The 14,306-nt window shown below is 35.5% G+C and carries 15 protein-coding genes; 4 read left to right on the forward strand and 11 right to left on the reverse strand.

Annotation, left to right across the window (positions count from 1 at the left end; all coding sequences use genetic code 11):
- Positions 1 to 35 precede the first annotated feature (35 nt).
- Together ptsG and glcT are read right to left on the reverse strand one after the other, a co-directional pair.
- Complete coding sequence (ptsG, locus tag ORL93_RS07015; RefSeq protein WP_006095858.1) at positions 36 to 2,096, reverse strand: glucose-specific PTS transporter subunit IIBC; 2,061 nt, start codon at positions 2,094 to 2,096, stop codon at positions 36 to 38.
- 336 nt (positions 2,097 to 2,432) lie between these two features.
- Positions 2,433 to 3,281, reverse strand: coding sequence for a glucose PTS transporter transcription antiterminator GlcT (gene glcT / locus ORL93_RS07020; protein ID WP_003199990.1), 849 nt, complete (start codon positions 3,279 to 3,281; stop codon positions 2,433 to 2,435).
- 165 nt (positions 3,282 to 3,446) lie between these two features.
- On the opposite strand from glcT, the gene ORL93_RS07025 reads away from it, so the two are divergent.
- Positions 3,447 to 4,265: an HAD family hydrolase gene (locus tag ORL93_RS07025; protein ID WP_097794371.1), complete on the forward strand. Its 819-nt coding sequence runs from the start codon at positions 3,447 to 3,449 to the stop codon at positions 4,263 to 4,265.
- A 74-nt stretch (positions 4,266 to 4,339) separates the two neighbouring features.
- Here ORL93_RS07025 and phnF read toward each other — a convergent pair whose 3' ends face one another.
- The 6 genes from phnF to ORL93_RS07055 all read right to left on the reverse strand — a co-directional run bounded on the left by phnF (position 4,340) and on the right by ORL93_RS07055 (position 9,707).
- A complete protein-coding gene (gene phnF, locus ORL93_RS07030) occupies positions 4,340 to 5,071 on the reverse strand; it encodes a phosphonate metabolism transcriptional regulator PhnF (RefSeq protein WP_077293862.1) in 732 nt (243 codons plus the stop codon).
- Entirely contained in the window at positions 5,001 to 5,789 is a 789-nt protein-coding gene (gene nagB / locus ORL93_RS07035) for a glucosamine-6-phosphate deaminase (protein WP_006095860.1), read from the reverse strand. The genes phnF and nagB overlap by 71 nt, the downstream gene beginning before the upstream one ends.
- Positions 5,790 to 5,793: 4 nt before the next feature.
- Positions 5,794 to 6,936 (reverse strand): N-acetylglucosamine-6-phosphate deacetylase, encoded by a 1,143-nt coding sequence (gene nagA / locus ORL93_RS07040; RefSeq protein WP_033797066.1) that lies wholly within the window; start codon positions 6,934 to 6,936, stop codon positions 5,794 to 5,796.
- Between the two features lie 267 nt (positions 6,937 to 7,203).
- Positions 7,204 to 8,106, reverse strand: coding sequence for a ComEC/Rec2 family competence protein (locus ORL93_RS07045; protein WP_018766083.1), 903 nt, complete (start codon positions 8,104 to 8,106; stop codon positions 7,204 to 7,206).
- Between the two features lie 74 nt (positions 8,107 to 8,180).
- Complete coding sequence (gene scpB, locus ORL93_RS07050; protein ID WP_018766084.1) at positions 8,181 to 8,756, reverse strand: SMC-Scp complex subunit ScpB; 576 nt, start codon at positions 8,754 to 8,756, stop codon at positions 8,181 to 8,183.
- Between the two features lie 213 nt (positions 8,757 to 8,969).
- Complete coding sequence (locus ORL93_RS07055) at positions 8,970 to 9,707, reverse strand: segregation/condensation protein A (RefSeq protein ID WP_003199977.1); 738 nt, start codon at positions 9,705 to 9,707, stop codon at positions 8,970 to 8,972.
- Positions 9,708 to 9,876: 169 nt separating this feature from the next.
- Between ORL93_RS07055 and ORL93_RS07060 the strand changes: the two genes are divergently transcribed.
- Both ORL93_RS07060 and ORL93_RS07065 read left to right on the forward strand, forming a co-directional pair.
- Positions 9,877 to 9,972 carry a YjcZ family sporulation protein gene (locus ORL93_RS07060; RefSeq protein ID WP_018766085.1) on the forward strand — a complete coding sequence of 32 codons (96 nt, stop codon included), beginning with the start codon at positions 9,877 to 9,879 and terminating at the stop codon, positions 9,970 to 9,972.
- A 246-nt stretch (positions 9,973 to 10,218) separates the two neighbouring features.
- The gene (locus ORL93_RS07065) at positions 10,219 to 10,737 is read left to right on the forward strand and encodes a DUF309 domain-containing protein (protein ID WP_003199975.1); all 519 of its coding nucleotides are present in this window, start codon (positions 10,219 to 10,221) and stop codon (positions 10,735 to 10,737) included.
- Between the two features lie 20 nt (positions 10,738 to 10,757).
- Here the strand turns inward: ORL93_RS07065 and ORL93_RS07070 are convergent, their stop codons facing one another.
- Both ORL93_RS07070 and ORL93_RS07075 read right to left on the reverse strand, forming a co-directional pair.
- Positions 10,758 to 11,123, reverse strand: coding sequence for a GNAT family N-acetyltransferase (locus ORL93_RS07070; RefSeq protein WP_006095861.1), 366 nt, complete (start codon positions 11,121 to 11,123; stop codon positions 10,758 to 10,760).
- 585 nt (positions 11,124 to 11,708) lie between these two features.
- Positions 11,709 to 12,146, reverse strand: a complete 438-nt coding sequence (locus ORL93_RS07075; protein ID WP_003208377.1) for a peptidylprolyl isomerase — start codon at positions 12,144 to 12,146, stop codon at positions 11,709 to 11,711.
- A gap of 187 nt (positions 12,147 to 12,333) precedes the next feature.
- Between ORL93_RS07075 and ORL93_RS07080 the strand changes: the two genes are divergently transcribed.
- Positions 12,334 to 13,200 carry a DUF1002 domain-containing protein gene (locus tag ORL93_RS07080; RefSeq protein WP_006095863.1) on the forward strand — a complete coding sequence of 289 codons (867 nt, stop codon included), beginning with the start codon at positions 12,334 to 12,336 and terminating at the stop codon, positions 13,198 to 13,200.
- 223 nt (positions 13,201 to 13,423) lie between these two features.
- Here ORL93_RS07080 and ORL93_RS07085 read toward each other — a convergent pair whose 3' ends face one another.
- Complete coding sequence (locus tag ORL93_RS07085) at positions 13,424 to 14,227, reverse strand: HAD family hydrolase (protein ID WP_141556340.1); 804 nt, start codon at positions 14,225 to 14,227, stop codon at positions 13,424 to 13,426.
- Positions 14,228 to 14,306 lie beyond the last annotated feature (79 nt).

The raw sequence follows: 14,306 nt of genomic DNA on the forward strand, positions 1-14,306 counted from the left end.
GCCCATTATAATTATAGACATTTTGCGTCAATTTCTTACTGAATGTCAATAATATCGGCTTCGCCTTTCTTGACATTGCCTTCTTTTTTCAATTCAACTTGTTGTCCTTGCCCTAAATTCGTAAAAATAATTGGTGTAATAATAGATGGTGCATTTTCTTTTACAAATGCGATATCTACTTTCAATAATGGTTGTCCTTGTTTCACTTTATCACCTTGCGTGACAAGTGCTTCAAAACCTTCACCATTTAATTTTACAGTATCAATACCGAAGTGAATTAAAATTTCTTTTCCACCTTCAGATTGAATACCAATTGCATGTTTTGTTGGGAAGACATTGACAATCTCACCGTCAACTGGAGAAACGACTGTTCCTTCTGCTGGCTCAATTGCGAATCCATCCCCCATCATTTTCCCTGAAAATACTTGATCAGGAACTTCTGTAATCGGTAGAATTTTACCTTCAATCGGAGATACAATTGTTTCATTTGTATCCGCTTTTTGTACAGTTTCTTCTACTTTTACAGGTTTTTCTTTTTCAACATGAGGTGTACGACCCGACATAATATCATGAATTTGTGATTTTAATGTGTCAGATTTTGGTCCAAAAATAGCTTGAATGTTATTTCCTACTTCAAGCACTCCCGCTGCCCCAAGTTCTTTCAAACGATCTTTGTTTACATTTTTTTGTTCGTTAACTTGAACACGTAAACGTGTAATACAAGCATCTAAAGAAGCAATATTCTCTTTACCACCAAGCGCTACTAATACTTCACGTGGAAGTTCACCTGCTTCTGTTTTCCCTGCGCCATCAGTATCTGTTGTTACTTCACGACCAGGTGTTTTTAGATCCCATTTGCGGATTGCAAAGCGGAATCCGAAGTAGTAAATTACTGCAAGTGCAAGACCAACAACAATTACCCACCACCATGCTGTACGGCCTGGTAAGACACCAAATAGCATAAAGTCAATTAAACCACCAGAGAATGTCATCCCAATTTTAACACCTAAAATGTGCATTGTCATAAACGATAAACCAGCAAATATAGCATGTATTCCGAACAATACTGGTGCTACGAATAAGAATGAAAATTCAAGTGGTTCTGTAATACCTGTTAGGAAAGATGTTAACGCAGCAGATCCTAAAATACCAGCTGCTAATTTTTTATTTTCTGGACGTGCTTCATGATACATTGCTAAAGCTGCTGCTGGAAGACCGAACATCATGAACGGATATTTACCTGTTGTAAATGTACCAGCTGTTAACTCAACACCATCTTTTAATTGTGCCATAAAGATCTTTTGGTCACCGTGGATAATGTCACCCGCCGCACTTGTATATTGACCAAACTCAAACCAGAATGGTGCATAGAAAATATGATGTAATCCAAATGGAATTAAAGAACGCTCAATTAAACCAAACACAAATGCCGCTAACGTTTTATTCGCATCGATCATTTGATGTGAGAATGCATTCAAACCACCTTGAATTGTCGGCCAAATAAAGCACATTACAATCCCTAAAAGTAAAGAGAATGTTGCTGTTGCGATCGGTACGAAACGCTTACCTGCAAAGAATCCTAAGTATGATGGTAATTCAATATTGAAGTATTTATTATAGCAATATGCTGCTAATATCCCGACAAGAATACCCCCAAACACTCCCGTTTGAAGTGTCGGAATACCTAATACATTTGCATACGCTTGATCTGTAAAACCAGTTTTAACTGGAACTTTGTCACTTACAATTGTAACAAATTTTTCTACTCCTAAGAATACGCTCATCGTTTTGTTCATAATTAAGTATCCAACGAAGGCTGCTAACCCAGCTACTCCGTCTCCACCTGCTAATCCGATGGCAACCCCTACTGCGAATAATAATGCAAGGTTTGCGAAAATAATATCACCAGATTGTTCCATAATTTTTGCAACTAGAACAAACCAATCTGCCTTTAAAGCAGGAACTAGATTTGTTAACTGTGGATTTTGAAATGCATTACCAAATCCAAGTAAAATACCTGCAGCCGGTAAAATTGCTACTGGAAGCATAAGCGCTTTTCCGACTTTTTGAAGAACACCAAAGATATTCTTAAACATGAAAACCCTTCCTCTCTTATCTATATTGTGCTTTTCGACAAACGCCAAAAAGGCATGAGGAAAAAAAGATAGAACGATAGCTATACAAAGGGTAGTATGTCCCTTTCTCTAGCTTACATTCCTGACTTTTCTCCACTCATGCCTGATCGAATCAGTAACACGTGTCAAAAATAGGTTTACGTATAAGTTCACTACTTTAGAGCAAACGTTTTCGTTGTTTGCCTTAACTTGTTTGTCGAATTTTGTATAACTTTGCATGACTTATTATACAAAACAATTGTAAGCGATTCAATCATTTTTTTTAACGTTTTCATTTTAGACAAAAATATATGTCTTTTACACATGTTCTGCTTTTACTAATCTTTGCAAATGCATCGTTAAATAAATACTCTCCGCTTCATATACAGGGAGCTGTAATTCTTTCTGCATCACCTTCACAAGCTTCCAAGCTAGATTATAACAAACTGGATACTCTGCTTTTAATAACTCAGCAAACCCTTGTGCTTCTTCTACCTTCTCTCCCTTTTTCACTCGTTCAATTGCATATTGTAAATGACGAATAAGGCGTAAATAATGAATACTTTCTGGATCTAATGTAAGGTGTAGATTTGTTTCAATTAATGAAACAAGCTTTGCAATAAGACGGGAGTTTTGATTAACAGCAGATACATCAGAATTTGTGAGTGAACTATAAATATGAAGTGCAATAAAGCCAATTTCCCCTTCTGGCAATGTAATTTGCAAACGGGAATTTAAAAGTTGTACAACTCCTTCAGCAATTTTGTACTCTTCTGGATACAGCATTTTTGTTTCAACTAAAAAAGGATTATCTATTGTAAAGCCCTGTTTCAGTCTTTTAATTGCAAAAGAAATATGATCGGTTAAGGCAATATGAATATGCTCGTTTAATGGTGACTGCGCCTTTTCTTGAATATACATCATAATATCGTTCATCAGTTCAATTAACTTTTCGCTCACATGTGGCACTAAAAGCTTATATTGTTCACGGTCACGTTCATTTTTTAAAACAAACATTTTTTCAATTTGCTCCGCCTTTAATACATCTTTCGTTTTCTTTCCAAATCCAATTCCCTTGCCAATCACTACTACTTCCTCGTGTTCCTGATGACTCGCAATGATTACATTATTATTTAAAACTTTTTTAATTTCTAGATAACTATTCATATAACACCACCCTCGTACTTAAATAGCCTACTTTTATGTTACAGAACATCCTTCTTTTTCGTCAATGCAAAACATCTACCATTTTAGAAAAATTCATTTTTTAGACATGATTGCACGAGATGCGTATAATGTAAGAGCAAATGTACATAGAAAGGAGAATGCAACATGATTAAAATGTTTGTAAGCGATATTGACGGCACAATGATGCAACATGGCGGCATGATTGATGAGCAAGATGTTACAGCTCTTCGCAATCTTGCAGAACAAAATGTGATTCTTTGTTTCGCCTCCGGTAGGCTTGATAATGAAATCGCTGGTTTAATGAAAGAGGTTGGTACCACCTTCCATCGCATTAGCGTAAATGGTGTATTCGTATATACCCATGAGAATAAACAATTATTGTCTGCAACATTTGATTCGAGCATTTTGCCAGATTTGTTAGCGGTGACGAAAGAAGAACCGTATTTTCGTTATGTAAGTGATGAATATAATTATTACATTGAGGAAAAAACACCATTTATTCATGAACTTGAGAAACAAGTTACAATGACTTCTGTTGAAGAACCAAACTTATTACAAAAAATTGATGATACAATTTTTCCTAATAAAATTTCTGTTGGAGGCACAAAAGAAGACTTACAAGTACTTCAGAAAAAAATCAATGAGAAATTTAGCGGCAAAGTCAGTACCTTTATCTCCGCTGAACAATGCTTAGATGTCATGCCACCAAATATTAGCAAAGGATCAGCAATCTCTATTTTATTACAAGAGTTCCAAATAGAACCTGAAGAAATTGCTTGTATCGGTGATTCTTACAATGATATTCCTATGTTCAATTTAACATCTCATAGCTTTGCCATGTCACAAGCTGACGATGCAGTGAAAGAACATGCACATTATGTCGTAGACTCTGTAAAAGACGCTGTAGAACACGTGGTAACTTACAACTCAAAACAAAACAAAAATACGACTCATTCCCTGTAAGGATGAGTCGTATTTTTGTTTCTCTACATACCCAATGAATTGAAAATTTAATGTATTTCACAAAATAAAATACACTACTTGTTTCGTGAAATACTGGTAATGAACTTATAACGATCACCACGATAAATACATTTCACATATTCTAACGGTAATTCACCTTCTGCATATGACCATTGTCTCATTACAAGCACAGGTGCTTTTTTAGGTATATGCAGATGTTCCGCTTCATCATCCGTTGCAATTGAAGCTTCAATTGCTTGGGTAGCACGAACAAGTTTAAAGCCTAACTTTTTCTCTAAATGTTCGTATAAAGATTGTTGCAAAATTTCTTCGTTAATATCTTTTACAAGAGTTGGCGACAAATATGTCGTCTCAAAAGCAATCGGTTCGTCATCGGCTAAGCGGATACGCCTCACTTCATACACCGATTCCCCCTCTTGAATTCTAAGCCGGTCTGCTATTTTAGCAGTAGCTGAAACTAGGCGGAAGCTTAATAACTGACTGCTCGGTTTCATACCACGGGAAAGCATATCCTCTGTAAATCCCGTCATCCCTTGCAGTTTTTGCTCCACTTTTGGAAGCTGAACAAACGTTCCAATTCCACGCTTTCGATATAAATACCCTTGTTCCACTAAATTATTAATTGCCTGTCTGATCGTCATGCGACTTACTTCGAACTTATCACAAAGTTCATTCTCAGATGGAATTTTATCTCCCGGCGTCCATTCACCGTCCTCAATTAGCTGTTTCACCCACTCTTGAATCTGATAATAGATCGGAAATGGTGAATACTTGTCGATGTTCATCAGCAATCGCCTCACTGCATAAAGATAGAGCTTCTGGATCTGCGATTACGGTTACATTCGGATGACGTTGCAGCACTGTAGCAGGACACGCTTCGCTATACTCACCTTGCAATAATTCTCTGATTGCTTCTGCTTTTTTCGGTCCCATAGCAACAAGTAGAATTTGTTTCGCTTTCATGATGCTTCCAATCCCCATTGTAATTGCATGAGTTGGTACATCTTCTTCTTTTTCAAAGAAACGAAGGTTTGCTTGGCGTGTAGACTCTGTTAATTCAACAATGTTAGTTGGAGAATCAAAAGATGTTCCTGGTTCGTTAAATCCGATGTGACCGTTTTCACCGATTCCAAGAATCTGTAGATCAACTGGGTTAGCTGCTAGAATGCCTTCATAACGCTTGCACTCTTCTTCTAAATCACTTGCCATCCCGTTTGGTACATAAGTTTCTTTAAAGGGAAGATGATTAAACAACTGTTCTTGCATAAAATAATGATAGCTGTTTTTATCTTCGTGTGGTAAATTTACGTACTCATCTAAGTTTACAGTGGTTACACGGCTTGTATCAAGTTTATTTTTTCGCATTTCTGCATAAATACCAAGTGGAGAGCTTCCTGTAGCCATTCCTAACGTTGGATTTTCCTTTGATTTTACAACTTCTTCAATTAATTTACAACCTGCTTCTGCTAATTCTTCTGGCGTTTTTACAACAAGAATATTCATCTATTTACTTCCCTTCCTTCATATGAATTCCTAATCGAACCGTATCATATACATGTAGATCTTCCGTCATGACAACAAAGTCCGCATCTTTTCCTACTGTTAATGCCCCTTTATTCGTTAATCCAAACTCTTCTGCTTGGTTAACTGATGTCATAAGTACAGCGTCCTCAATCGAGCATCCTGTAAATTCAATTACATTTCGGAATGCTTGGTCCATTTTCAAGATACTACCCGCTAACGTTCCGTCTTCTAAACGAGCGCTGCCATCTTTCACATGTACAGGCTGTCCACCAAGCTCATACAATCCATCTTCTAAACCTTTTGCACGCATCGCATCAGTAATGACACTTACTTTTTTAGGACCTTTTAATTTATATGCTAATTTCACCATATCTGGGTGAATGTGAATACCATCTGTAATCACTTCAACCATTACATTTGGGTTCAATAACACGTGACCGACAACACCTGGTTCACGGTGATGTAAACCGCGCATTTGATTGTATAAGTGTGTAGCATGTGTAATGTTTCTACTTTTCAATTGTGCATCAACTGCGTCTGTATGGCCCATTGTACCAACAACACTCGTTTCAGCAAGATACTTTTCAAATTCTACTGCGCCTTCTTCTTCTGGTGCATACGTTACTAATTTAATTAGATTGCCACTTGCTTCTTGCCATTGTTTAAATTGTTCAATATTCGCCGGAACGATATGTTCAAGAGGTTGCGCCCCTGCACGTTTTTTTGAAACATATGGTCCTTCTAAATGAATATATTCAAAATGCGCTCCTTTTTCTTTCGCTTCTTTTGCAGCACTTAAAGCCGCTTCAATTGCTTCTGGAGCTTGCGTCATTGTTGTTGGGAAATAAGTTGTAACCCCTTCTTTTAACATTTCTTTACCAAGAGTTACTAACCCATCGCTATTCGCATCCATCGCATCAATATCGTATCCACCATGAATATGAACATCGATCATACCTGGAATCACAATTTTTCCTTCTGCGTCAAAAACCGTTTCATTTTCTTGTGATACATATTGAGCCATCAAACCAATTTCTTCAATTTTTTCTGCGTAACGAATAAATCCACTTCCCATTACTTCGTGACCTGTATAAATTTTGGCATTGATGACAACTTGCGTTTTCATTTTCATCGATCCTCTCCCATGAAATACCTACTTGTTATTATTACCTATTTGCCTAACCCCATCTTAATATATACACGAGTAGTTGTCTATACATTCAAATGAAATTTCCTCTTCTCTTAGTAAAAAAGGAAATTTATCTTCTTTAATTATAATATATATTATTCTTTTTTTCCAAAAGGAGACAATGCATCTTTTATGAAAACGAATACCAATTCCTTGTTTCCATTTTCCTACTTAGCATTCTATTATACAGTTTTAACTACTTCTTTACTTTAACAATGGAAGCGGCGTATTTGACCATATAGCAATATGGTCTCCATCCGTTTCAATTTCTACCGTTCGTTTATCCGTTGTATATGTCATGACACCATATCTCTTTAACCTGTTTACTACACTTTGATGTGGATGCCCATATGGATTTTTTTTATCATAAGAAAGAATAGCAAATTGAGGGTTTGCCTCCTCTAAAAATTGTTCACTAGTTGACGTATATGAACCGTGGTGACCTACCTTTAAAACATCAGCATGTACATCATATTGCTTTATTATTTTCTTTTCAGTTTGTATATCCGCATCTCCCATTAGCAAAAAATCAGCCTTACCATATCGAACTTTTAAAACAATTGATGATTCATTATTTTCATCCTTTGACTTCCCATTATTTAATACTTGAATTGAAACTTGGGGATCTAACGGTATATGCTGTCCTTGTTTTACACGAACAAATGGAATTCCCCTCTTTTTAATATCGTTCCTATACGTATGATATGTAAAAGAACTATAGGTTTTGCCGCTATCTAATACAAGTGAAACTGGCATTTGTTCTATAATCGGTATAAGCCCTCCTATATGATCCATATCTGGATGCGTCCCTACCACAACATCTAAATGGTTAATTCCTTTTTCAATTAATTTCTGAATAATTACCTCTCCAGCCTCATAAGGTCCTCCATCGATTAACATTGTTTGACCATTAGGTAAAATAATAAGTGTGGCATCACCTTGTCCTACCTTAAAAAAACTCACTTTCATTCTTCCTAAATGTGGACGTTGCTTGGAAAAAGAGGACACAGTATGAACAGACGTCATATATCTTTTGACAGATGTGCTGTTTAATGAAAAACATATTAAAACAGAAACTAGCAATAGAATAATCCGTACAACTTTCATAATTCGTCTCCTTTTTTCATTTAGTATGGCACGAGTCGTATTTCATATACAAAAAAGCTTAGCAATGCGCTAAGCTACGATTTTGACAATTCCTGCAAGGATCCAAAGAATAAGTCAGCTTCATTCATTTGTTCATTTTCTTCAGAAAGGGTTGGTAAATCATCTAATGTTTGCAGTCCAAACGTATCTAAGAACTCTTTCGTAGTACCATATAAAATAGGGCGCCCTGGTCCTTCTGCCCGGCCCGTTTCTTTTATAAGTAAGTGCGATACCAATGTTTGCAGTGCTCGATCTGTTTTCACACCACGAATTTCTTCCATTTCCGTTCTTGTAATTGGCTGGCGATAAGCAACAATCGCCAATGTTTCAAGAGCAGCCTGGGAAAGAGACGCTGCTGTTGGTGTATCCATTAATTTTTGATAATAAGGCGCATGTTCTTTTTTTGTGGCAAAGCGATATACTTTTGCAAATTGTACAATTTGCAACCCTCGCTGTACACCTTCACATTCCCTTTGCATTTCCTCGATAATCTGAATTACATCTTTCACTTCAATTTCAAGTACTTTTGCAATTTGTTCCGGATAAACTCCTTCATCACCCGCAACAAATAAAAGCCCCTCAACAATTGCCATCTGTTCTTTTCTATCCAACATACAATCTCCTTTCTCATATCTTTCCATACAAAAATATCCACAATAAAAACCGAATCACAGTATATTGCGACCGGTCCAACATTCCTTTTATCGTTCCAAACAAAATTATGCGAAACCATGATCAGCGGGGATTATTTCCACTGATCATTCGTTTTGACTAATCAAATACTTACTGCTAGTTTTCCTCACAATTTTGAAATGGGAGTTTTACTAAACTTTAGAGCGAGTCAAAAAGATTTCATCAAAATTGTGTTCTTGCTCAATAATAATTTGTTGGTTTTTCATAAGTTCGAGTATGGCTAAAAACGTTACAACCATTACTTCGCGCTCTTCATCAACGAATAAATCATAAAAACTTTGGCGTCCTTCCGCTGTTTCTAATTGCTGTAAAATATCACTCATACGTTGTTCAATCGGTATTTCTTGACGAGCAATTCGCGTTGTTACTGGACGTTTTGATTTTTTACGACGCATAAGTTTTTGAAATGCTGCTAACATATCATACAGTGTTATATCGAGAGGTAAACTTGTCTCCTCTTCTTGCTGAAATGATGTAAAATCGATTGGTGAACGTGTATAAAGTTGTGCTCTTTCTTGTTCTCTCTCTTTTAATTCAGCAGCAACTTGCTTATATTTTTTATATTCAATTAACCGCTCCATCAACTCTTGACGGGGATCATCTATAAAGTCTTCACCATTATCAGGTACATCTTCCTCTTGTTTCGGTAACAGCATTTTACTTTTAATTTGCAATAGCGTTGCAGCCATCACCAAATACTCACTTGCAACATCCAGTTGCAAGTCTTTCATCGTATGAATATAAGATAAATACTGCTCTGTAATTTCCGCTACAGGAATATTATATATATCAATTTCATAGCGATGAATTAAATGTAACAATAGATCTAAAGGCCCTTCAAAAGCCTCTACTTTAAAATTATATTGCACAAAGCATCCCACCACATTTTTTCTATAACAACATAAGTATAGAGCATACTTATGTTCTATCCAACCTTTTTCAGAAATTTAGTTGAAAATAGACACCTGCCCATGCAACAATGCCCACCTCTTCATATGATAAAAGTGTAGTAAGTTCAATGTAGGAGGTAAAAAAACTATGGGCCATATTGATTGTGGTTTTAACGGCGGTTTCGCTTTACTTGTTGTGCTCTTTATCTTATTAATCATTGTAGGCGCGGCTTGCTTCTGCTAATGCAGAATATAATAAACGGCTAGAGATTCTCTAGTCGTTTATTATTTATCCCGCTATTCGCGTGCAGTAAGATCTCACCTTAAAATTCAGCAAAAGTAAAGAAGTAAGGTATGGGGCGGGTTGCCCGTAAAAGCCCGATTGGTGAGGGCTGATAATCAGTGTAGATAAAGAAAACTCCATTGATCACATCATAGTTTCACTTTATGATAAACTGTACGTAAGACCGTTTAGACAGGAGCGAAAAGGATGTATCCTACAGCATACATACAATTTTTAATTCATTTTCATGGAGATTATGATTACTTTGAATGTCACGAAGTACTAGAAGAATATTGGAAATTGAAACCACGAGGAGAGCGAGAAAACTACTGGGTTGGTTTTATTCAAATAGCAGTTGCTTTATACCATCACAGACGCTCAAATTGGAATGGTTCAATGCGAATGATGAAAAGCGCCATTGCTATTTTAAAAAAGGAAAGTATACAAGTACACAGATTAGGTCTTGATTACCCAAAACTTTTAACTATATTACAAAAACAATTACAGTCCATTCAATCAAAAGAACCTTTTGCACCTATATTTTTTCCTTTTTCAGATTCCTCTTTAGAAAACACATGCTTACAATTATGTACAGAAAAAATGATTCCTTGGAAAGATGCTCATTCACTACCTACTGAATACATTATCCATAAACACAAATTGCGTGACAGAAATGATGTAATTGCCGAACGAAACGAGCAACTAAAAAAAAGAAAGCAGAGATGACACAAATTCCATCTCTGCTTTTATGAATGTATATTTTGTTCAATTCCCTTACACTTTTCAAAAAAACTAGCTGTTTGTTCGTTTCCACAAATTGTAATACCTTGAAACTTATTTTTTAATTCTTGTACCATCTTTGTACCAATCCCCATGTGACGATGAGATGGATTCACACTAAGATGTTGAATCTGTAATACATTTTCTTCGTTGATAACTCCAACTATCCCAACAAAATCATCATTTTGTTTCCACAAATATAGTTGCCAACTATCATTTTTATCATATTCTTTCATTGTCAATTGTAAAATTTTAACATCTTTTTCAGTCGGCATAAACGAAAGAAGCCCCATTGCAATCTTTTCATAACTTTTTTTAAAACGAATTAACATAAACCTTATCCCTTCTTACAAAAGTTACAAACCATGTATCCCCTCTACCACTATTGCTATATCATCTCCATTTTACAATATTTTCACTATAGTGAGAAGGGCTGCCAAAACAACTTGATAATCATACAAAGAGAATGTAGGAAAGTCAAATGTATAGTAATAAAAGAAATTCTCTCATTGAGAATTTACTTTTCTCAAGCTAATGAATAAACTCCATCTAACTTTTTAGCTTCTCGCATAACGCATTGAACTACAAAACTTATAAACCACGAATAACGAAATAAAACTTTACTGTATCCTATGTATTTTTACAAAAATAGTTCTATCGCTAACAATTTAGTTAGCTATAATAACTTTATCATTTACTCTCTCTTATCATTTACTGCATATTGCCCACAAATTCCTGTTTATAGATTACAACTTTTCTTAATTTAAATTTTTTCTCCGATTGCCACTACAAATATGGAACAAAGCAAAATTTTATACTTACATGTTTTCAATCTTCTCTTAATATCATATAAAGCTTTTGAATGATGATTATTTAACAGTAAAAAAATAAAAAGAGAGCACTTTGCTCTCTTCAATTTATTCTTCCCAAACTTTAACTTCTTTCATTACATCGCCTTGACGCATGTTTAATACTGTTTCAATACCGCTTGTCGCTTTACCAAATACAGTATGTACACCATCTAAATGTGGTTGTGGCTCATGAACGATGAAGAATTGGCTACCACCTGTATTACGGCCAGCATGTGCCATAGAAAGTGATCCAACTACATGTCTATGCGGATTCCCTTCAGTTTCACATGGAATAGAGTAACCAGGACCGCCTGCACCTGTTCCTGTTGGGTCTCCACCTTGGCTTACGAAACCAGGAATAACGCGGTGGAATGTAACACCATTATAGAACCCTTGATCTGCTAATTTTTTGAAATTTTCAACTGTTTTCGGTGCTTCTTCTGGGAAAAATTCTAATTCAATTTTTTCACCATTCTCCATTAATATGTATCCTAAAGTTTTCATACGTATATGTCTCCTTTCAACTATCTCAGCACTATATTACCATATTCGTGCTCAGAAACAAAAAGAATCCGACAATCTGTATACTTCTTTTTTAAAATCAGCAAGAAGACGGATGACAAATTTTAAAAATATACTATAATTACTGTGTTGCCCGCAAATTTCAGAAAGAGAAAGGGAGCGATTTTTCGTGAAAACGAAACTATTAGCTTTGCTACTAGCTGTTACGGTGTTTATGATCCCAACAGCTTCATTTGCAGACGTGATTGAGGGAGAATCAATCGTTACATTAGGAGAAAATTTATCTGAACAACAAAAACAAGATCTTTTAAAAGAAATGAAAGCGCCAAAAGATGCGCAAATTATTACTGTATCTAATGCGGAAGAACATAAATTTTTAGAGGGTATTGTTCCAAAAGCACAAATTGGTACGAGAGCTATTTCCTCTTCTATAATTACGTATACAAAACCAGGATCAGGTCTTATTGTGCGAGCGAAAAACATTAATTGGGTAACAGATGCAATGTATACAAACGCACTCATCACAGCAGGTGTTAAAGATGCAGAGATCCAAATCACGGCACCATTTAAAGTATCAGGAACAGCTGCTTTAACAGGATTAATGAAGGCTTACGAAACAACATCGAAAAAAGAAATTCCTGAAGAAGTAAAAAAAGTAGCCAACGAAGAAATGGTACAAACAGCGAAACTTGGTGACAAAATTGGTGACGAAAAAGCTGTTCAACTTGTTGCGAAAGTAAAAGAAGAAATTGCTAAAGAACAGCCAAAAACAACAGAAGATTTACGTGCGCTAATTAAAAAAATTGCTGATCAACTTGGTATTACACTAACAGATGAGCAATTAGATAGCTTAGTTTCATTATTTGATAAAATGAAAAATTTAAATATTGACTGGAACCAAGTTGGTAGCCAATTAAATAAAGCGAAAGAACATGTTTCAGCATTTTTAGGATCTGAAGAAGGACAAGGCTTCCTAGATAAAGTAAAAGATTTCTTCTCTAGTATCATTGATTTTATTAAATCATTATTTAAGTAATAAAAAGCTCGTCATTGACGAGCTTTTTATTATATAAATCCAAATTAAAAAACCGACATAAAATCTTTCTTTTTAGGTGGAAGAGAGCATCTGGCCGTGCATAGAAGCGGTCAGATCCTCTTCCTGCCCCATACCAAGTGAAAACAAAGAGAGAAAACGAGTGCAGGTCACCTTTTGTTTTTCATAGCAGCTTATATGTGAAAAATCAAAATGAATTTATCTATTATATAAGCAACGGTAATTTCATAATCGCTTCCTCTACAGAACGAACAACATGACATGCCTTTTCCTTCACATATGGATGTGCATGATGAAGAGTAAAAGAATGTGGTGTTACTTCAAACATAGAAATGTCATTAAAAGAATCACCAATACATGCTACTTCATGCGCTTCAATTTTCAAATGCTCCATCAAACGTTTTAAAGCACTTCCTTTACTAACCCCCCTTGGCATAATATCTACATATCCTTTTCCAGAAATAAAAATTTCAGCGTGCTCATGAAAAGTGTCTCTTAGCTCTTGATCCAATGTCACAATCTTTTCTGCTTCTCCATACACAAACAACTTTGCAGGATGGATTGTTTTACCAAATTCCTCCTCTAATGTTTCTATTTCAGCAATATGCACACCCATATATTCTTCAAAAACATAATGATGTTCATTTTTCTTTTTCGTATATCTCTGCTCTTTTGCACACACAATATCAGCTAGCCTTTTTTCATGTATATATTGATATATTTCCTGGGCAACTCCATCATTGAATTTCGATTCATGGAATATTTGTCCGTTTGGTAATAGCATCGTAGCACCATTTAATCCTGTCGTGTAATATGGAAATGAGAATTGCCTAACTGCATCATGAATTCGATGCGTAAAACGACCAGAAGCAAAGCAAATATTTGTCCCTTTTTCCGCTAACCAACAAAGTGCTTTTTCATCTTCCTTATGAATATTGCTTACATTATAAAAAAGTGTATCATCTAAATCACTTACAAATAATTTAATCATGCCCTCTTCCCCTTTCATACACAATGTCTACTCTAAGTGTACGAAAAAAATGTTGTGATTTTGTTAAAATACGTTAAATTTCTAATAAAAAATAAGC

It is taken from the genome of Bacillus sp. DHT2, from assembly GCF_026241455.1.
Lineage (GTDB): Bacteria > Bacillota > Bacilli > Bacillales > Bacillaceae_G > Bacillus_A > Bacillus_A pseudomycoides.

Coding starts and splice junctions, on each gene's coding strand:
- ORL93_RS07070 (WP_006095861.1), bottom strand. CDS start 11,123: ATGTTAATTCGTTTTAAAAAAAGTTATGAAAAGATTGCAATGGGGCTT.
- ORL93_RS07060 (WP_018766085.1), top strand. CDS start 9,877: ATGGGCCATATTGATTGTGGTTTTAACGGCGGTTTCGCTTTACTTGTT.
- ORL93_RS07065 (WP_003199975.1), top strand. CDS start 10,219: ATGTATCCTACAGCATACATACAATTTTTAATTCATTTTCATGGAGAT.
- phnF (WP_077293862.1), bottom strand. CDS start 5,071: ATGAACATCGACAAGTATTCACCATTTCCGATCTATTATCAGATTCAA.
- glcT (WP_003199990.1), bottom strand. CDS start 3,281: ATGAATAGTTATCTAGAAATTAAAAAAGTTTTAAATAATAATGTAATC.
- ORL93_RS07045 (WP_018766083.1), bottom strand. CDS start 8,106: ATGAAAGTTGTACGGATTATTCTATTGCTAGTTTCTGTTTTAATATGT.
- ORL93_RS07075 (WP_003208377.1), bottom strand. CDS start 12,146: ATGAAAACTTTAGGATACATATTAATGGAGAATGGTGAAAAAATTGAA.
- ptsG (WP_006095858.1), bottom strand. CDS start 2,096: ATGTTTAAGAATATCTTTGGTGTTCTTCAAAAAGTCGGAAAAGCGCTT.
- ORL93_RS07025 (WP_097794371.1), top strand. CDS start 3,447: ATGATTAAAATGTTTGTAAGCGATATTGACGGCACAATGATGCAACAT.
- nagA (WP_033797066.1), bottom strand. CDS start 6,936: ATGAAAACGCAAGTTGTCATCAATGCCAAAATTTATACAGGTCACGAA.
- ORL93_RS07085 (WP_141556340.1), bottom strand. CDS start 14,227: ATGAAAGGGGAAGAGGGCATGATTAAATTATTTGTAAGTGATTTAGAT.
- nagB (WP_006095860.1), bottom strand. CDS start 5,789: ATGAATATTCTTGTTGTAAAAACGCCAGAAGAATTAGCAGAAGCAGGT.